Raw genomic sequence first — 18243 nt, forward strand, 5'->3', positions numbered from 1 at the left:
CGGCGTGCACGCCATCAGTGCCGCTCCGCCCCCAGCGGCATCAGCCCCGAAATGCGGTTACCGGGACGGGCTCCTAGGCGCCCTTATTCCCCTGAGAACCGGTAGCCTTGCCGTTGTCGCGTTTAGGGGGGACGTGTTCGACAGCATCGGCCAATCCTGGAAACGGATCCGCCCCTCCAACCTGACCAGCACCAGGCGGAGCAGGCAGGGGGGTCGGTTCGGCGGCCCTGGTGAGATCCGCAGGCGAGACGCTTCGGGGCATCTCCGGCACTGACTGAACCGTGCTGGTGGAATTTTGCTGCATCATAGCCGCGCCCTTTGTTCGCCGGTGTAAGAACGTGTGTGGCACGAAGCGATCGCTAGTTGCCACGTCCCGTTCCAGGATCTCAATCCGCCATTCAGTGGCCCCCTAATCGACCCGGCATCGCTTCTATTTCATATGCACTCTTTTTGGCCCCCTAGATACGGTAATCGGGTCGGCTGGTAGCGCAGGCTGCCATGACCGGTTGTTCTTCCGGGAGGCCCAGGTGGGCCTCAGCAGAGGGAGGCATCGAGATGGCCCACTATGCCGGGATCGACGTCTCGCTGGAGACGAGCAGCATCTGCATCGTTGACGGCTCCGGCGCCATGCTGCGGGAGCTGAAGGTGGAGAGCGAGCCGGAGGCGCTGGCTGCGGCTCTGACGGGCATGAGATTGGGGTTCGCTCGTGTTGGCCTCGAGGCTGGGCCGCTGTCGCAGTGGCTTCATGCTGGGCTGAAGGCGGCGGGCCTGCCGGTAGTGCTACTTGAGACCCGGCAGCTGCGGGCGGCGACCAAAGCCATGCCGGTCAAGACTGACCGGACCGACGCGCGAGCCATCGCCCAGATGGTGCGGACCGGTTGGTTCCGAGCGGTGCATGTGAAGTCGGAGCTGTCGCAGGAACTTCGGGCGCTGCTGACCGCCCGCAAGCTGCTGGTTGGCAAGCTGCGGGACATCGACAACGGCATCCGTGGCCTGCTGCGCGGCTTCGGGCTGAAGGTTGGCCCGATCGGCGAGCGCGCCTTCCCGAGTCGTGCCCGTGAGCTCGCGGCAGACCGCCGCAGCCTCGCCGCGGTGATCGAGCCCCTGCTGCAGGTGCGAGAGACCCTCCTCTCCGAGCGCGAGCGCCTACACCACCTGGTCGTCCGCGCCACGCGCGACGATGCCGTCTGCCGCAGGCTGATGACGGTGCCCGGTGTTGGGCCGGTGACCGCCCTGACCTTTTGCTCGGCGGTGGACGACCCGGCTCGGTTCAGCCGGTCCCGCGCGGTTGGCGCCCACTTCGGCCTGACGCCAAGGCGCTATCAGTCCGGCGAAACGGACCGAGTAGGCCACATCAGCAAGCAAGGCGACGGTCTCGCCCGCCAGGCGCTCTACGAGGCAGCGAACGTGCTGCTCACCAGGACCACGCGCTGGTCGTCGCTGAAGGCCTGGGGCATAGCGATTGCCAAGCGCTCGGGCATGCGCCGCGCCAAGGTAGCGGTCGCTCGTAAGCTCGCCGTAGTGCTGCTGAGCATGTGGCGCCGCGGTACCGAGTTCCGCTGGGGTGGGGAGAAGGCTGTGGCATAGCCGCTCGCCATCCCCGACCTCAGCGTCCGACGTCCCGTCGCGGGGACGCGGCAGGGCAAGACCGCAACAGACCCGGTGCCGGCACCCACCGAGCCCGCGTTCTAGATTGGTCCGCCCCGCCTGCCTGGCCGTAGCCTGTGGCGGCTCCACGCCGACCACGAACAGAAGCGAGGAACCCGCGACGTGACACCCTACGCCGGTCATTGACCGACCCGATTACAGAAGGGTCCGTTAGCGTCTGAGGCAGCCGGAGCGGCAGCACGGCGCTGCACAACAGCCTGGAACAGCCCGTATAGTGGTAGCATTCCGCCGACGAGCATCGCCGTGAGGAGCAATGGCAGCTCCGCGCTACCCGTGAGGTCCTGCAGCCAGCCCGCCGTGGGCGGCATAAGGCCGTGTCCGATGTAAAGCCAAGTGTAGAACAGCCCCATGCCGACGGCCCGGCTCTCCGGCCGCAGCGCTTGCGAGGGCATCGACATGATGACCCCAATGGGCAGGCCCATTAGCAGCCCTGCGCTGATGAGGGCAGGACCGGCAAACCCAACCGCCAAGGCCAGTGTAGCGAGGCAAGCGGCCCAGCCCAGGGCGCCCACAGCCATGAGCATAGCCAGCCGTCCCCAGGTCTGGGCGACGATTCCGCCAACCGGGGCGGAGGCCGCGACCAGCCACGTCGCTATGCCGACGAGCAGGCCCGCCTGGGTGGGGTTGAGTCCTTCGCCCGCAAGGAAGGTCGGCGCGAAGCCGAACATCACTGCGAAGGCGCCGTTGAAGATCCCCCATACCGCGCCCGCTAAGCAGACCAGCATCGCCTCTGACGCAGAGATCACGCCACCCGCCGTGGTGCCTATGCCGTCGTTCGGGTGCTTCGCATAGGCGAGGGTAAGAAGGAGCAACGCTGCGAGTGCAAGTGCCGCAGTGGCCGCGAAGGACGCGCTCCAGCCAGCAAGGCCCGCCAGCGTCCCTAGCGAGAGGGTGGCGAGCCCCACGCCGATTGGGAAGGAGTTCACGAAGACGGCCATGGCCAGCACGATCTCACGACGCCCGGCGAACCAGTCCGTCACCATCTTGGCCATGAGGACGTTCAGCAGCACGCCGCCCACTCCAGACAGCAATCGGGCTGCTGCGAGCGAGGCGAAGTCCGAGGCCCATGTCGTCGCAAGCCCGCCAGCGACCATCAGCAGCAGGCCGAAGCTGACCACGCGCTTGTCTCCGAAGTGTCGGCCGAGTGCCGCACCTGGTAAGGCCAAGGCCAGGCCTGGCAGAAAGTAGAGACCTATAAGCGTACCGAGATCGGCGTAGCTCAGGCCGAGCTGCATCACAAGCTCCGGGGAGACCGAGGCAATGGACTGGAACTGGAATCCCATGCTGGTGCGGGCGACCGTCAGCACGGTGAGCGCCCGCCAATGCGCTTGCATGCTTCGCCTCCCTGAGCGTTAGGCCTGATGCTGGCCCGAGCAGCACAGTGTGCCTAGCTCCGAATGGATAGCGCCAGCCAGTCCCGAAGATTACCGCCCGGGTGCGGCGCAGCGCCTCAGCCAGTCTAGGGCGGCGAGGGAGAGGACGCCAAGGAAAGAGGCGGCGGTTTTCTCGTATCTGGTGGCGACAGCCCGCCACTCCTTCAGCCTCGCCCAAAGGCGCTCAACGCGGTTGCGGTTGTTGTAGATCGGCTCTGGACAGGCGACCGGGGCCTCGTCGCGGCGGGTCGGAATGGCTGGCCGGGCGCCAAGACGTGCTCGCGGAAGGCATGGCTGCTGTAGCCGCGATCGGCCACCACCCACATTGGCACGTCGGGCAGGCGGGCCAGCAGCGGGACGGCCTGCGGTAGTTCGTGCGCCTGGCCGGGTGCCAGGGCGAAGGCGACCGCCCGTCCTGCGCTGTCGGCGATCACGCAGGCCTTGGTGCCATAGCCACCGCGAGAGCGGCCGAGCGCCTCACCAACCCTCTGCTCCATCGGAGCCGTGTCTTTTTGGCCGCCCCCGCCGCCTTCTGATGGGCGCGGATCGAGGTCCCGTCGAGGAACGCCATGCCAAGCTCGATGCCGCTCTGCTGCACCGTGGCAAGGAGCCGCTCCCAGACGCCGAGCCGCGACCAGCGGATGAAGGTCTGGGCCGCCATCCACCACGGGCCAAGCCCCTCGGGGATGGCGCGCCATTTCGCCCCGTTCTGGTGCCGCCAGAGGATGGCCGAGATCGTCCGCCGCAAGTTGCTCGGCGGCACTTTGGCTGGGGGACGGCAGGCCTCCACCAGGGGCTCCAGCACCGCCCACTGTTCGTCCGTCAGCACGAGCGCCGCCCTCCCAAAGGGCGGCAAAACGCCCGCAGGCATTCCCGTTCGGGCGAACGGGCCATCACTGGGTCGAGGGGCGGCACCGGGAGGTTTGCTTTCCCGCCATGACGATCGGCAGAATGTGGGTCCCGAGCAGATCTGCTCCGAGACGAGGTGGCGCATGCACATCACCTACCGTCCTGCGAGGGGCGAGGACCTCGCACCCGCGACGAGGATCGTCCAGGACGCCTATAACGACCTGCGGGTGCGACACGGCCTCCCGCCCAGCATCGCTCTGGGCCCGCCGCTGTTCCAAACCTTCTCCTTCGCCGAGCCCTCATCCAGCCTGTGGGTCGCCGAGGCGGACGGCGCGCTGCAGGGCTTCGCCTTCGCCTGGATGCGGCAGCGGTTCTGGTTCCTCGCGCAGCTCTTCGTCCAGCCCGGTACGCAGTCGAAGGGCATCGGCCAGGCCATGCTCTCCAGGATCATGCGGCACGCGGAGGAGAACGGCGCCGAGAACCGGGCGCTGATCACCATGGCCTATAACACGGCCTCGACGGGGCTCTACATCCGCAACGGGCTGTACCCGCGCGAACCGCTGCTACGGCTGGTCGCGCCCGCGCCGCTCGTGGCGGAGCGGATCGCCACCCCGCGCCTGGAGGCGGTGCCGATCGAGCCCTGGCCTGGCCCGCGAGAGTGGCTGGGCCGGATCGACGAGGCGGTGTTGGGCTTCCGGCGGGAGTCGCACCACGCCTTCCAGCTCGACGGCGTCGCGGCTCGCGCGCTGCGCATCGAGCAGGCGGGGAGGCCGGTGGGCTACGCCTACGTCTCGGGAGCCGGCCATGTCGGCCCGCTCGCCGTCTCGCCGGGCGCAGAGGCGGGGGAGGCCCTGAAAGCGGCCGTGCGCGGCGCGCTGGAGGTGCAGCCGAAGCAGGTCTCGATGGTGGTCCCGGGCAGGGCCGACCGGATGCTGGACGTGGCATTTGGGCTCGGCTTCCGGATCGACGAGCCCTTCGTCCTGCTCTCCGCCCGGCCGTTCGGGGACTGGTCGCGCTACCTGCCGAGCAACCCGGGCTTCATGTGACGCCCGCGTGGCCTTTTGCTGGGCGGACTACCCAGCCGGCCCGCGATGCTCCCGACCTCGCGGCGCAGAACATGTCCATTCTGCGTCGTTCAGGCGCTAACGGGCCCTAGAGCTAAGCTCTCTGAGTTTTATGGGTGGCAGCAAGTCACGATCAATAGTTGGCAGATAGATTCGCGACTGTGCTAGGGTAGAGGTGCGGTCGCGCTCACCCAATATATGGGGCTTGAACATTCACCGCAGCGGATCCGAGATCGTTGCCCGGCAGCCAGAAGCGTTTCTTCAGAACGCGGAGGACGCCTGGATTGACGCGCATGACGCCCCGCCGACGCTGGGTCAGGTGTAGCAGCGCATGCGTCCGCCCTTGCCTCGCGCCGAACGCGCCCTGGACCTCCTGAACTTCGTCCTTGCGGACGTGCGTTACGGGCTCGGTCCCTTTCTCATCGTTTACCTGATGACGGAGCACGCTTGGGATGAGGCAGGCATCGCCCTCGCCTTCTCCTTCGGTGGTGTGACCGGCTTGGTGTCGCAGGTCGCTATTGGCGCCCTCGTGGACACGGTGCGGGCCAAGCGCGCGCTACTCATCGGCGCTTTGGCGGTAGCTACGGCAGCAGCCTTCGCCATGGTCTTCGCGCCGCGCTTTTGGCCCGTTGCCGCAGCGGGGATTGCAGGGGCGCTGGCGAACTCCACGGTGGGCACAACCATGGCGGCGATCTCGCTCGGCATCGTCGGGCCTGCCCGCTTTGCCCAGCGTGCCGCGCGCAATGAAGCCCTGTTCCATGCCGGTAGCGCCGCAGTCAACCTGGCGGTCCTGGCCGCCGCACCTAGTTTCGGCATCGCCGTCGTTTTCTGGATACTGACCGCCGCCGCCGCGGTCAGCGCTGTGGTGGTGCTGGCGATTCCGGCACGGGCCATCGATCATGAGGTCGCCCGCGGCCTCCCGTCCGATGCCAGAGAACTTGGCTATCGGCCATCATCCTGGGGCGTGCTGCTGACGAGCCAACCGCTACTGGTCTTTGCCGCCTGCGGGGCGCTGTTCCACTTGGCCAATGCGTCCATGCTGGGGCTAGTTGTGCAGCGTGCAACTCGGGCAGATCCATCAAACGCCATTCCTCTTGCGGCGGCCAGCATGATTGCTGCTCAACTGGCCATGGTGGCAACGGCAACGCTGGCTGGGGCACGGGCCAGCGTTTGGGGGTGCCGGCCCTTCTTCCTGATCGCCTTCGCTGCACTGGCGTTGCGCGGGGCACTTTACCCTCTGTCCAATGATTTCACGTGGATAGTGGCAGTCCAACTGCTCGACGGGGTAGGGGTCGGGGTATTTGGGGCGCTGTTCCCGGTCGTGGTGGCCAACCTGACGCGCGGCAGCGGGCATTTTAATGCGGCGCAAGGCGGTGTTGGCACCGTCCACTCAGTTGGTGGGATCCTGAGCGGGCTTCTCGCCAGCTCGGTCGTGGTTTGGGCGGGCTATGATGCAGCCTTTCTAACAGGGGCTGCCATTGCTGCACTGGGTGGTGTGCTGTTCTGGCTCCTAATGCCGGAACCCGGAGCCGCGGGGTCTTCAGCAAAGGTCAGCCTGACCGTCACGGGCGGCACTATCCGGCACAGCGAAGTTGCCGAGTAGGGAGAGATGTAGGCCGAGCAGCCAGGAGTGGTGCTCATCCCCTCAGAGGATGCACTTCCTGCCGCGGTCTCACGCTGTCGCTGGTCTTGCGGGCAGTCCGAAAGCCGACCATGAGGCCGTCCAGGATTAACCCGCGTGTGCGCTCGTGCTCGGATGGGCCTGAGGGCGCACCACCGCCCAGTTCGGTGATCCGAGCCCCAAGAATGCCGGCGCGGTCGAGGCAGGTCTCAAACGCGCTTTCGCCTTTGATCCGTGACGCGGCATAGTCATACGGGTCGCGCAGGTAGGCCCGGCCGCGGCCATCAGCGATCACGCACGCCTTGGTGCCGTAGCCGCCACGGGAGCGGCCGAGCGCCCCACGGCGGTCGCGCTCCTCGGCGTCAGCCCCCATCCTTCCGGCACCCGCCGCCTTCTGGTGGGCGCGGATGTTGGTGCCGTCGAGGCCATGCCGAGGGTTACGCCGCGCCGCTGGACCAAGTCGAGCAGGCGCTCCCAGACGCTGAGCCGGGCCCAGCGGAGGAAGGTCTGCGCCGCCTTCCACCGGGGACCCAGTTCGGTTGGGATGCTCCGCCACCTGGCGCCGTTTTGGTACCGCCAGAGGATCGCCTCAATCGTGCGCCGCAGGTTGCCGTGCGGCACCTTGCAGTGCGGCCGGACCTCGTCGATCAGCGGCTCCAGTGAGGCCCACCGCGCATCGGTTAGGACGTGGATGCCTGGATTCATGGTCATCCGCGCAGATGGGTGTCGTTCTCATGGGCCAGCAGGACTTCGGCCAGCCGGGGCGCCAAGGGGCGGGCACACGCCGCAGACGGCCTTCCGTGCGCACTCAGCCGAGCAGCCGATCCCATGCCCCTTGCTCGAAGACGTGCGCCGGCAGGCCGTGGGGGCCCTTCCACATGGCGACCATCGGCAGCGCCAGGGTCGGGTCGGCCGCGATGCGCCCCCAGGCGCGCAGGCGCCGCTGGCGCGCCTCCTCCGTGAACTCGGCATTGAGCGCGGACACCAGCCTGCCGGCGAAGCGCAGGCGCCGCATGCGCTCGCGGCGCTCCTCGACGTAGGGCGCGAAGGCGCCGCTTTCCCAGTTGCCCCCGCAGAGCAGGACTTCGGCGACAAGACGCACGTCGCGCAGCGTGATGCTCAGCCCCTGGCCGATCGTGGGGTCGTTGTGCCCGGCCGCGTCCCCGACCAGCACTACGCCCGGCGCGGCCGGCACATCGACCCAACTGTCCGCGTTGGGGTAGCCATGGCAGGGGCCGGCCGGCCGCGTCGCCGCGAGGGCCTCGCCGTGTGGGAGTGAGGGCACGCGGAAGGCGGCGAGGAAGTTCCGCGCCGCCTCAGGACCGGCGAAGCGCCTGCGCTCGCTCAGGGCGTGGTTGAGGTAGAGCCGCGCGCGGCCGCCGCCCTGCGGGAAGACGTAGAGCGTGGCCTCGCCGTGGGCGCCCATCGTCTGTTCCCCTTCCGGCCACGCCTCCGCCCCCTCGACCAGCAGGCCCGCCATGATGTGATGGACGGGGTCAGTCTCGGCAGGCGCGCCGACCTGGCGCGCCACCGCCGAGCCGCGACCGTCCGCACCGACCACCAGCCGCGGCGCCACCTCGTGCCGACGGCCGTCGTGCGTGAAGGTCACCCGCGGGCGCTCGCCGGCCTCTACAGCGAGGTCGGCCACGCCGCGCAGCAGCGTCGCCCCGGCCGCCTGTGCCGCGGCGTCCAGCGTCTCGCACAGGCGGGGGTGGCCCATGTTCAGCGCGCCCACCACGCCCGGCAGCATGGCCCCGAGGTCGAAGGCCCGCGTCCGCGCCGCCTCGGGGTCGAGGCCCTCGCGGTAGGGGACAGAGCGCACGGTGTAGTGGGCGCCGGCGGCGGCGAGCAGGTCGAGGATACCGAGCTGGCTCGCCTCGGCCACCCCCCAAGGGGCCATGAACTCGCCCCGGACCCGGTCGTGGTGGACCAGCGACTTTTCCAACACCAGCACGTCCAGACCGCTGCGGGCGAGAACCGTGGCCATGGCGCCCCCCGCCACTCCCGCGCCGACGATTACGACCTCCGGTTCGTCCGACAAGGCGCCCTCCCTCACGGCCATCCGCGAATTTACCCAGCGCTGCAGTCTTGCCCGGGCACGCGCCGGCCGCAACCAAAGGCTCGCGGTTCGGGACCGGGCGACGATGGGCACCCCTTGGCCATTCCAGTCATCTGCGCAGTCCGGTTGGCTGCCTGGGCCGACCTGAACGGGCCAGAGCCATTGCTCTAATCAGAAGCTAACAGGCCCTTCTGTCTCGAGCACGGCGTCGCCATGCGGCAGGGCGCCGGGGCGTTCAAGCTCGACCTGGCGGGGGTGATCGCAGACGAGGAGAACGACCTCACGCCGACGATGCGGCGGCTGCTGTCCGAGCTGTGGGAGGAACTGCGCGCGCTCGAAGAGCGCATCGCTGACGTCTCCCGCGGAATCGAGGCCACGGCAACCACCCACGATGTCGCACGGCGTCTTGCCACCATCCCCGGCATTGGCCCCCTCGGTGCCACGGCCATCATCGCCGCCGTCGGAGAGGGACGGCAATTCAGGAAGGCGCGCGATCTCGCTGCCTGGATCGGCCTCGTGCCGAGGCAGCACTCGACCGGCGGAAAGACCACCCTCCTCGGCATCAGCAAGCGGGGTAATCCCTATATCCGCCGCCTGCTGATCCACGGTGCCTGCTCGTGCCTGATGCATCTCGACCGAAGCCGCGACCGGCTTGGAGCCTGGCTGGATCAGTTGCGGGCAAGGATGCATCCCAACAAGGTCGTGGTCGCGCTAGCGGCGAAGATGGCACGCGTCGCCTGGGTGATCCTGAACAGGCCCGGGGCACTGTACGAACGGCGTGATCCCGCCTTCGCCTAAGCGCCCCTGGTCGCAGCTTGCGAGGCTCGAGGGAGTGATGACGAAGCAGACGATCGGCGCGCCGTAAGCCCTTTCAGGGAAAACGGGCTCCGTGCCCTTGCCAGTATCTGGGAACGGCGCGCGCGGATCTCATCATGGCCTGGTCGCAACAGCGGCTCACGCGCGAGAGGCCGGATACATTGACGCAAGTGCTGTCGTGATCACCAACTCGTCCCTTGCTGGGGAGGGGCGGACCATACATTTCCCGAGGCGGCTTCCTTGAGCACCAGCTTCTCGAGCGTCAGCTCCGCCACCGCCTTCCGCAGCCTGCCATTCTCCTACTCCAGCAGCTTCAGGCGCTTCACCTGGTCCAGCTTCAAGCCGCCATACTCGCTCCGCCACCGATAGTAGGTCTGCTCCGTCACCCCGATCGTGCGCACCGCCTCGGCCGCCGTCTTTCCCTGCGCCAGCAACACCTCAACCTGCCGCAGCTTTGCCACGATCTCCTCCGGATTGTGGTGCTTCCTCGTCATCCCAAAACCCTCCGCGCCTCGCCAGCCTCACATACCGGCGGATCGCTTCTACGGGGTCGGGTCATCCACTGCCCCCGGCGTGAACCAGACCGTCAGGCTGCCGCGAGCCCGCAGGCCGGCGTTGTACTTGGCCCAGTTGGTCACCCGGTACTGCTGCTTCGGAATGTGATGGCGCCGAGCGGCCTTCAGTTTGAACGGCATGAGGAGTGGCCATGCAGGGTGAGGGGGCCTCGCCCAGGCCTCACCCTACCCAAAGCCGCCCAGGCCGGCGACCGCTGCAACAAGGCGAGGTCAGGCTACCGGACGGCAGAAAGGAAATGGTTTTCCTGCGGAACGGCCATGCCGGTGTCGTCAATGTAGCCTTTCAGCTGTTCGGCCACATGGGCGCCAAATTTGGCTTTGTCGTCCTCGGACAGGGCGGTGAACAGACCAGCCGCGGGCGTCGCCTGTATGAAGCCGACGGCGAACTTGGCGGCATCGGGATAACGGATGGTCCGAGTTTCAAATCGAACCTTCGCGTCTTTCAGGCCAGCATCCTGTACGAGGCTGTGAAGCTCTTCTACCGTGTTCAGCGAATAGGCGAGGGGAATCCACTCTCCCGCTTCAGAACCGAGGAACCTACTGATGGCGTCCGCCAGAGCGACGATGAATGGTTGGCGCTCTCGAGCGCCCCATACATTAAGCGACAGCCGACCGCTTGGCGCCAGGACGCGGGCCATTTCCTTCATCGCTAGTTTACGATCAGGAAAATACTGAAGTCCTTGCTGACACAACACGACATCGAAGCTGCGATCCGGGAAGGGCATCTCAGCGACGCTGGCGAGGTGCCATTCAATTCCGGGTTCCTGCCGCGCGACATTGAGCATCGGCTCGTTCACGTCCAGGCCAACAATCTTGCATTGAGCGCCGCTGACGGCGGTGATGCGCTTCGCGACAAATCCAGTGCCGCAGGCAACGTCGAGCACTCGATCTCCGTCACTACAGTGCGCATCTCGGATAAGTTCGTCGGTAAACGGTGCCATGAAAGGTTGGAGATAGTGAGTGTATGCCTCTGGTGCATCACCCGAAAGTTGATAGCCACTCATGTCCATTCTCCTCCCGATAATAAATACTATTAATTGGTAGCTTCGATTGTAAGGCGTGACTGTATATTGGGTGCAACCACGCAGCTATTAGGGCACCAAACTTCAGGTGTTACTCACTAACTGCCTGGGAACCGTCTAGCCTCGCGACGGGCTTCATAAGCTTTGGCGTGAAGATACGCAGCCTCGTGCAGTTCATCGGGCAGGCCCGCGCGGCGCGCTGCGTCAAGCAAGAAGCCCAGGATGTGGTCGGCCTCGATCCGACCGCCGGCCTCCAGGTCGCGCAGCATCGAGGCGGTAGCGCCGGCACTGCCCGGAACTGCGGTCCGGAAGAAGGGCAAGAACTCCCGCTCCATCGCCTCGGACCGCACCGGGTAACCGTGCGCGGCAGCGATCGCCGCATTGCGCTGGAGGAGCCGCTCCAGCCACGCACCACCCTGAGGCGCGTGGGCGATCTCGCCAAGGTTTGCGCGCATCAGCACGGTCGCTGCAGCCAAGGCACCGAGGAAGGTGAGCTTCTCCCACATCCGGCCGCGGATATCGGACACTGCTTCAACCTTGATCGGCGTGCGGGCGAAGGCAGCCTCCAAGGCCAGGACGCGCTCCGTGGTCCGCCCATCCAGTTCACCGAACTCGAGCGCCGTGAATGGGGCGAGGTGCCGGACCACGCCCTCGAGCGCTAGCGTCGCCTGCACCTTGGCCAGCCCGCCGAGCACGCGCCCCTTCCCGAAAGCAGCCTCAAGCGTGTCGATGTGCGACAGACCGTTGAGCAGTGGCAACACCGCCGTGCGCTCGTCGACCGCCGGGCGGATCGCGGCGACGGCAGCCTCGAGGTCATAAGCCTTGCAGGTCAGGAGCACCACGTCCCAGCCAGGTTCAACCTCCTCCGCAAGCAGCGCGGTCACGGGACTGCGAAAGTCGCCGGTGCTTGGGCTCTCGATCACCAGTCCATCTCGGTCGAGCTGCTTTTTGCGCCCGGGCCGGACCAGGAAAGCTACCTCCTTGACAACGCCAGCCTGCGCCAGGCGGCCGCCAAAGTATCCACCGACCGCACCGGCGCCCATCACCAAGATCCGCATTGTCGCCCCCCAATGTTTCTTATGTCACTGCATCAGACTCACCGCGCGATACCAAGCCATTCCAATTTTGCGCTCGTCGATTTTTTTTGCGCAGAGCCTACGAAACGCTTGGCCATGACTTGCGTCAGTCGCTTCCAACTCGCTCGGTCACGCATCCGGTCGACCAGGGTGTCAGGCAGGACTTTTAAGTTGGCGCGACCTCGCGCCCGAAGCAAATAGGCGATTGCCGTCGACATCCGAACATTGTCGCTCGTGATGTTCCACGGCCCTGAACCGGCACCGGATCTACTTGGGTGGTTATGATCGTGTATGGTTACAAATTCGAGTAGTTCGCAAACACGAAGGAATGCCTTTTGCGCTGGCCATAGCTCGGAATCGGCGTAACGACGGATCGGTGTTGGGCCGCCAATGCCATGAACATCCCGGCTGCCACCGAGATCATGCTCCATGCGCATAAACACGGGTAGGACCTTGGCCCAAGTCCAGTCGACACCGCCCAGTGCTGCCCATTCATCGTAATCGGACGGCATGCCACGTAGGGCTAAGCAGGCGTTGACGCTGGAAGACCCGCCGATGACCTTGCCGCGCGGATAGGGCACTGACCGACCTGGCACTATCTCGGCCTCACAGCCCCAGCTATGATCGTGAGCAACACGACGGCAGTTCAGTAATGTGGCCGGAGTGGTCTCGATATCCTTGTAGTCCGGGCCAGCCTCGATCAGCAGCACCGTTCGTCTGGCATCCTCAGACAGGCGCGCTGCCAACACAGCACCCGAGAATCCACCTCCGACAATGATTTCGTCGAATTGCACTGATTGACCCCATTGCAGTTCTACTTAGCAGCTGTCTGCTGGTAGCCGCCGCTCGTAGGATTGCATTTGTTGAGACGAGGCGCGCGATCCAATTCCTTAGGTGCGACAACATTGCTGTTGCCAAGCGCGGTGGGCCCGCAGCTCGTCATCGACTGGATGCCGAGCCAGGCGCATCTCCGTCGTGCTACTGTTGCGCTCGTAATGCTCGAGGCAGCATAGACGGAGCTCGCCGTCCAACTCGTGACGCCAGGTTTGACGTGAGTGCTGACAGAACCAGTTGGGCGATCAGTGCATCGGCCGCACGCCATAGATCCGGGCGCGCTCTGCCCAGTGCTGGCTGTTCTCATCAACCACGCGCGCCAATTCATCGGGTGTGCCGGCGCGCGGCACCATGCCAAGTGGCCTGACCTTCTCGGCAAAGTCCGGCTCTCCGGCCACCGCACGAACGTCGCCGGCGATCCGCTCGCGTAGAGAGGCAGGCATGCTGCGTGGAGCGAAGAACCCCAACGTGCCTTGGAAGGTCAGGTCAGGAAAGCCGGCTTCGGTCACGGTCGGAACGTCCGGGGTGGCGGGAGAGCGCACGGGGTTGGTGACCGCCAGCAGCTTCAGCGTTCCGGCGCGCGCCTGCGGCAGGACAGCGGCTAACGGCAGCATGAGCAACTGCAGGCGGCCCTGCGTCAGGTCAGGCAAAGCGAGCACAGGCGAGCGGTACGAGACATATTGCATGTCAAGGTTCTGCTGACGGACAAAGCCCACCATCGCCAGGTAGGGGTCGCCCCCGGCCGAGGCCCAATTCAGCTTTCCCGGCTGCTCGCGGATGGCTGCCACAACCTCCGCCAGGTTGGTCAAGGCCGGCGAGTTCGGCGCCACGACCGCCATCCAATCGAATACGCCGATTGAGACCGGCGCAATCTCCGCCGGGTCGAAGGGCAGCCTGGCATAGAGCAGCGGGGCGACGGTCAAAGCGGAGATGAAGGTGAACAGCAGGGCATGCCCGTCGCGCTGCTGCGTCAAATGCTCAACCGCCAGCGTACCGTCGGCGCCGGCGCGGTTTTCTACGGTTACCGGCGTGCCCCAACGGGCGGCGAGACGTTCGGCATAGAGCCGCGCCGCGACATCCGGCGAGGTGCCGGGCCCACCGGGTGTTACCAGCCGCACCGCGCGGTCAGGCCAGGCGGGTTGCGCTCGCGCCGTGCTGCCGAAGGCATGGCTCGCTGTCGCCAACGCCAGGGCACGACGGCTGTGGCTTGGGAAATAGCGCATAGTGATACCTTTCTGATCGTGGGCAGCGGCCATAATGGCCAGACCCGTAGCAGTCGGAGCGAGCCGTCAGGTCAAGCTGGCGGCGAGAGCGACATCGCAAGCACGTCGTAAGACGGGCGGGTGTTCACGCCCTCCACCTCCAGTCCCGACAGCCTGCGGTAAGCGGCCGCGTGTTCTTCGCGTTCGGCGCGCGGCAGCACGGGCTCAATGTCGGCGAAGCCCTGCGGCGCCCGCTCCTCGGCGATGTCCATCATGGCCTCGGCACCCATGGCACGATTCTGCAGGGCGATATCGCGGGTGACCGGCAGCCGATCTGCCTCATAAGTCCGCAGCGCGCCCTGGACATCGTCCGCTGCCTTGGCTAGGTGCCAAGCCAGCACGCGCGCGTCCAGGATAGCCTGCGAGCCGGCCTGCGAGCCGGCTGGCTGCATCGGATGCGCCGCGTCTCCCAGCAGGGTCACGCGGCCAAAACTCCAGCGATCCACTGGATCGCGGTCAAACTTGGGGAACTCGAGAACCACCTCGGCGCGGTCGATGATGGCCGGAGCATCCAGCCAACCGAAGCGCCAGCCGGCGAAGTGGGAGGAGAAGACGCTCTTGTCCACGCTCCGGTTCCAATCCTCGCGTGGCGGCGCACCGCCGCTCTGCCCGAGCTCGGCCACCCAGTTGATGATCTCCCTGCCGTTCCCGGCGGGCCCCATCGAGTACGCGAGAAATTTCTGGTTCCGGTGCCCGGCGATGACCATGGTACGGCCGCCGAGAAAGGCCGGTCCCTCGGAAAGGCCGCGCCACATCAGCTGGCCAGCGAAGCGCAGGGCCTGGTCCGGGTAGTAATGCCGGCGCACCGCCGAATGCAGGCCATCCGCGCCGACCAGCACATCGCCCCGCTCGCTGTGAACGCGCTTTCCGCTCGCCGGATCGATGAAATGGGCGAGGACGCCATTTCCGTCCTGCTCGAAGCCCGCAAGGGCATGGCCGACGATGACGCGGTCCCGGCCGAGCCGGTCGCAGACGGCCTGGTGGAGCAGGGCCTGCAGGGCGCCGCGGTTGACGGCGTATTGTGGCCAGCGAAAGCCGCAAGCCAAGCCGCGCGGTTCTGCCCAGACTTCCTGGCCGTGCCTGTTGAAGAAACGCAGCGCCTCGATCGGCGCCGCGACCTCCGCAAGTCGTTCGAGGAGACCCATCTCGGCCAGCTCGCGCACCGCGGTGGGCTGCAGGTTGATGCCCAGACTTGGGGCGCCGATCCGTGGCGCGGCTTCGAAAAGCGTGGCGTTGATGCCGGCGGCGCGGAGGCTCAAGGCCGTGGTCAATCCGCCAATGCCAGCTCCGACGATGATGACTCGCATCGGATGTAATCCCCAAATCATCCTGATGGCGCGACCCTGCCTCGTGCCGGCGTAGCCAAACAGCTTCTTTTTTCGACATCCCTGTCGCTGTTAGGCTAATGGTGAACGATGGATTGGACGGACCGCATTGGCCGGCGCATCAAGCTGCGGGATCTGCACGTGCTGCTTGCCGTGGTGGAATGCGGCAGCATGGCCAAGGCTGCCGAGAGCTTGGCCATTACTCACCCGGTGGTATCCAAGACCATCTCCGACCTGGAGCGGACGCTTGGCGTGCAACTGTTCGACCGGAGCGCCAAGGGTGTTGAGCTGACCGCCTACGGCCAGATCCTGCTGGACAGCGGTGCAATGGTGTTTGACGAGCTGCGGCAGGGATTGCGGCGGATCGAGCACTTGGCGGACCCTGGGGAGGGAGAGCTACGCATTGGCTGCCCTGACATCATGAACGCCGGGGTGATACCACCGCTCGTCGACGAGTTCCTGCGCCGTTGGCCCAAGGTGCGCTTGCACGTCCTGTACGCCGAGACAGGGGCTGGGCAGTTTCAACTTTTGCGCGAGCGCCGCGTCGACCTGCTGGTCGGGCGCCTGCCCATGAGTTCCACCGAGGAGGATCTCGCGGTGGAGTGCCTGTTCGACGAGCCCTTTCTAGCCTTCGCTGCAATGGGGAGCTCGTGGGCGCGCCGGCGCCGGATCGCGCTTGCTGAGCTCATGGGCGAGGCCTGGACCTTGCCGCCCTACGACAGCGTGCCTGGCGTGCTGATCGCCGGCATCTTTCGTGCCAGTGGTCTGGAGCCGCCACGCACCAGCGTTGTCACCCAATCGGCGAACTTGAGCGCCGCGCTGGTGGGCACCGGCAACTTCGTTGGCCTGCTGCCCAGCTCCGTGCTGCACTTCAGCGCCAAGCGGCTGTCGTTGAAGGGGTTACCAGTCCAGCTGCCAGACACGCGGATCAGCGTTTCCGTCATCACGCTCAAGCGACGCACCTTGAGCCCGCTCGCGGAGCTGTTTGTCCAGTGCGCCCGTGAGGTCACCAAGCCGCTCTCCTGACCCTCGGCCGGGCGGGGACGCAGGGGACTGCTGTTCCCTAGGCGTGGATCCGTTTTTTAGCTGAGCGCTGAGGGGAATTTGTTTGACAGGCCTTTGCCAGGATCTACAGGCTGCGTTTCGTGGTTTATGGGAACGGGGGTGACAGCTTCGCCACTGACGGCGTGGCTGCGCTGTTGTTTCTCGGCGATGGCCTCACGACACGCAATGACCGGCTGATCGGGCGCCAGGGCGGCCCAAGGCTCGAGGAGGCGGTCCGCGCCACCCTTGCCGACCCACAGAAGACACCCTCCCGGCCCGCTGCGGACCGTGTTGGTGCACTGGCGTGACCAGCTGCCGCTGATCGCCACCCTAGATGTTTGATCCCAGGGTTTGATGGTGCAGTCTTTTCCCAGGCATGGAAGGACGCGCTGTACCGCCCGCGGTTTTGAGACACCTGAGTGAAGCCTAAGCGGCAAGAGCCTTGGTTGAAAGCCGATCCTGTCGGACGGCATCGGGCGTTCTGAAGCCGTGCCGCTCAATGAGCCATGTCGAGTTGTAGGTCCGACGGAACTCGAGCAGCGCCTGACGCAGTTCCTCGACGGTGTTGAAGGTCCGCACCCACAGGAGGTTTTCCTTGAGGGTCCGGATGAAGCGTTCCGCGCAGCCATTCCCCTCGGGCGCCCGGACGAAGGCGGGCGAGCTCTCGATGCCCAGGAACTTCAGCTCGCTCTGGAAAGCGTCGGACATGTACTGCGAGCCGTGGTCATGGCGCAGCGACAGGCCCGCCGCGATGTCCTTGGCAAAGCCGCCGAAGTGCTGGCGCACGCCCTGACGGAGGGGTTCGAGGGCTTCGAAGCGGGTGCCGCGCCGGGCGGCATGCAGGCCGACGCACTCGGCGCCGTGGTGGTCGACGGCGACGAACACCGCCGCCTGACCCTCGCCGGTCCAGGTGGTGGTCATGTCGGTCGCACACATGGTGTCCAGGGTGTCGGGGATGATGGTGCCGTCGTGGTTGCGCGGGCCCCGGGGGCTGCCCACCCGGGACGGGGCGAGAAGGCCGTGCTCGTGCATGAGCCGCAGCACCCGGCGGCGGGAGGTCCGGTGGCCCTGCATGCGCAGCCTTGCCCAGACCTTGCGGTGACCCTCGCCATGGAAGGGGCTGGCCGCGAGGACGGCCCGGATCGCCTCCGCCAACTCCGGATCCGGCATCGGCCCTGTCGGCCCCGGTCGCCTGGGCGGCTCCGTCCGGGGCGGCAGGCGATGGCGGTAGATCGTGGCCCGGGCTGCCCGCCAGACCCGGCACACCCGGGCCAGGCCGTACGGCCTGCCGCTGCTGGGCGAGGCGGCCAGGCTCATGGCCGTGACCTCCGCCAGACCAAAGGGCGGCCGCCCTCCAGGGCTGCAACCTTGGCCTCCAGCAACTCGCGCTCAAGCAGCATCTCGCCCAGCCTGGCCTTGAGCCGCTCGCTCTCCAGCGCCTCACCATCAGCAGGTCGCGTGGACAGGCTCGCCTCACCAGCCGCCAGGAAGGCGTCGCGCCAGCCGCTCAGCGCCGCCGCGGTCACACCCAGCGCCCGCGAAACCGTCTCCAGGTCCTCGCCCCGGAGCAGCCGCAGCACCGCATCCCGCTTGCGTTGCCGTGACATCCGACCACCCCGGCCAGGACCGGCCGCGTCCATCGTCTCTGTCGTCAT

11 protein-coding genes and 6 pseudogenes are annotated in these 18243 nt (G+C 66.6%); 5 read left to right on the top strand and 12 right to left on the bottom strand.

The annotated features are described in order from the left end of the window. Nucleotides 1–555: 555 nt before the first annotated feature. Entirely contained in the window at nt 556–1587 is a 1032-nt protein-coding gene (locus tag JMJ55_RS26350; RefSeq protein WP_202828601.1) for an IS110 family RNA-guided transposase, read from the top strand. Between the two features lie 200 nt (nt 1588–1787). On the opposite strand, the gene JMJ55_RS26355 is transcribed toward JMJ55_RS26350, so the two are convergent. Together JMJ55_RS26355 and JMJ55_RS26360 are read right to left on the bottom strand one after the other, a co-directional pair. Beyond that, nucleotides 1788–3002 carry an MFS transporter gene (locus JMJ55_RS26355; RefSeq protein ID WP_202828602.1) on the bottom strand — a complete coding sequence of 405 codons (1215 nt, stop codon included), beginning with the start codon at nt 3000–3002 and terminating at the stop codon, nt 1788–1790. 90 nt (nt 3003–3092) lie between these two features. Continuing rightward, a pseudogene (locus JMJ55_RS26360) lies at nt 3093–3870 on the bottom strand (IS5 family transposase). Between the two features lie 163 nt (nt 3871–4033). Between JMJ55_RS26360 and JMJ55_RS26365 the strand changes: the two are divergent. Together JMJ55_RS26365 and JMJ55_RS26370 are read left to right on the top strand one after the other, a co-directional pair. Beyond that, nucleotides 4034–4936, top strand: a complete 903-nt coding sequence (locus JMJ55_RS26365; RefSeq protein WP_202828603.1) for a GNAT family N-acetyltransferase — start codon at nt 4034–4036, stop codon at nt 4934–4936. A 349-nt stretch (nt 4937–5285) separates the two neighbouring features. After that, nucleotides 5286–6557, top strand: a complete 1272-nt coding sequence (locus tag JMJ55_RS26370) for an MFS transporter (protein WP_202828604.1) — start codon at nt 5286–5288, stop codon at nt 6555–6557. A 286-nt stretch (nt 6558–6843) separates the two neighbouring features. On the opposite strand, the pseudogene JMJ55_RS26375 reads toward JMJ55_RS26370, so the two are convergent. Both JMJ55_RS26375 and JMJ55_RS26380 read right to left on the bottom strand, forming a co-directional pair. Next, nucleotides 6844–7280 (bottom strand): annotated as a pseudogene (locus JMJ55_RS26375) (IS5 family transposase); the annotation flags it as partial. A 103-nt stretch (nt 7281–7383) separates the two neighbouring features. Continuing rightward, entirely contained in the window at nt 7384–8616 is a 1233-nt protein-coding gene (locus tag JMJ55_RS26380) for an FAD-dependent oxidoreductase (protein ID WP_202828605.1), read from the bottom strand. A gap of 219 nt (nt 8617–8835) precedes the next feature. Here JMJ55_RS26380 and JMJ55_RS26385 point away from each other — a divergent pair. Further along, a pseudogene (locus JMJ55_RS26385) lies at nt 8836–9432 on the top strand (IS110 family RNA-guided transposase); the annotation flags it as partial. 230 nt (nt 9433–9662) lie between these two features. Here JMJ55_RS26385 and JMJ55_RS26390 read toward each other — a convergent pair. The 7 genes and pseudogenes from JMJ55_RS26390 to JMJ55_RS26420 form a co-directional block, all read right to left on the bottom strand. Continuing rightward, nucleotides 9663–9944: pseudogene (locus JMJ55_RS26390) on the bottom strand (transposase); the annotation flags it as partial. A 66-nt stretch (nt 9945–10010) separates the two neighbouring features. Further along, nucleotides 10011–10145 (bottom strand): annotated as a pseudogene (locus JMJ55_RS26395) (IS5/IS1182 family transposase); the annotation flags it as partial. A 95-nt stretch (nt 10146–10240) separates the two neighbouring features. Next, nucleotides 10241–11029: a class I SAM-dependent methyltransferase gene (locus JMJ55_RS26400; protein WP_202828608.1), complete on the bottom strand. Its 789-nt coding sequence runs from the start codon at nt 11027–11029 to the stop codon at nt 10241–10243. 116 nt (nt 11030–11145) lie between these two features. After that, nucleotides 11146–12105: a ketopantoate reductase family protein gene (locus tag JMJ55_RS26405; RefSeq protein ID WP_202828609.1), complete on the bottom strand. Its 960-nt coding sequence runs from the start codon at nt 12103–12105 to the stop codon at nt 11146–11148. A 38-nt stretch (nt 12106–12143) separates the two neighbouring features. Next, nucleotides 12144–12917 (bottom strand): GMC family oxidoreductase N-terminal domain-containing protein, encoded by a 774-nt coding sequence (locus JMJ55_RS26410; RefSeq protein WP_202828610.1) that lies wholly within the window; start codon nt 12915–12917, stop codon nt 12144–12146. A gap of 285 nt (nt 12918–13202) precedes the next feature. Next, on the bottom strand, nt 13203–14180 hold the full coding sequence (locus tag JMJ55_RS26415; RefSeq protein WP_202828611.1) for a Bug family tripartite tricarboxylate transporter substrate binding protein: 978 nt from the start codon (nt 14178–14180) through the stop codon (nt 13203–13205). A 71-nt stretch (nt 14181–14251) separates the two neighbouring features. Then, nucleotides 14252–15526: a flavin-dependent oxidoreductase gene (locus JMJ55_RS26420; protein ID WP_202828612.1), complete on the bottom strand. Its 1275-nt coding sequence runs from the start codon at nt 15524–15526 to the stop codon at nt 14252–14254. A 108-nt stretch (nt 15527–15634) separates the two neighbouring features. On the opposite strand from JMJ55_RS26420, the gene JMJ55_RS26425 reads away from it, so the two are divergent. Continuing rightward, on the top strand, nt 15635–16570 hold the full coding sequence (locus JMJ55_RS26425; protein WP_202828613.1) for a LysR family transcriptional regulator: 936 nt from the start codon (nt 15635–15637) through the stop codon (nt 16568–16570). A 444-nt stretch (nt 16571–17014) separates the two neighbouring features. On the opposite strand, the pseudogene JMJ55_RS26430 reads toward JMJ55_RS26425, so the two are convergent. After that, nucleotides 17015–18243 (bottom strand): annotated as a pseudogene (locus JMJ55_RS26430) (IS3 family transposase).

The sequence above is a fragment of the Belnapia mucosa genome, assembly GCF_016775475.1.
Lineage (GTDB): Bacteria > Pseudomonadota > Alphaproteobacteria > Acetobacterales > Acetobacteraceae > Belnapia > Belnapia mucosa.

What these genes read in the sequence shown, in the direction of transcription:
- JMJ55_RS26350 (WP_202828601.1), top strand. Translation starts at nt 556, where the DNA reads ATGGCCCACTATGCCGGGATCGACGTCTCGCTGGAGACGAGCAGCATC.
- JMJ55_RS26355 (WP_202828602.1), bottom strand. Translation starts at nt 3,002, where the DNA reads ATGCAAGCGCATTGGCGGGCGCTCACCGTGCTGACGGTCGCCCGCACC.
- JMJ55_RS26365 (WP_202828603.1), top strand. Translation starts at nt 4,034, where the DNA reads ATGCACATCACCTACCGTCCTGCGAGGGGCGAGGACCTCGCACCCGCG.
- JMJ55_RS26370 (WP_202828604.1), top strand. Translation starts at nt 5,286, where the DNA reads ATGCGTCCGCCCTTGCCTCGCGCCGAACGCGCCCTGGACCTCCTGAAC.
- JMJ55_RS26400 (WP_202828608.1), bottom strand. Translation starts at nt 11,029, where the DNA reads ATGAGTGGCTATCAACTTTCGGGTGATGCACCAGAGGCATACACTCAC.
- JMJ55_RS26405 (WP_202828609.1), bottom strand. Translation starts at nt 12,105, where the DNA reads ATGCGGATCTTGGTGATGGGCGCCGGTGCGGTCGGTGGATACTTTGGC.
- JMJ55_RS26415 (WP_202828611.1), bottom strand. Translation starts at nt 14,180, where the DNA reads ATGCGCTATTTCCCAAGCCACAGCCGTCGTGCCCTGGCGTTGGCGACA.
- JMJ55_RS26420 (WP_202828612.1), bottom strand. Translation starts at nt 15,526, where the DNA reads ATGCGAGTCATCATCGTCGGAGCTGGCATTGGCGGATTGACCACGGCC.
- JMJ55_RS26425 (WP_202828613.1), top strand. Translation starts at nt 15,635, where the DNA reads ATGGATTGGACGGACCGCATTGGCCGGCGCATCAAGCTGCGGGATCTG.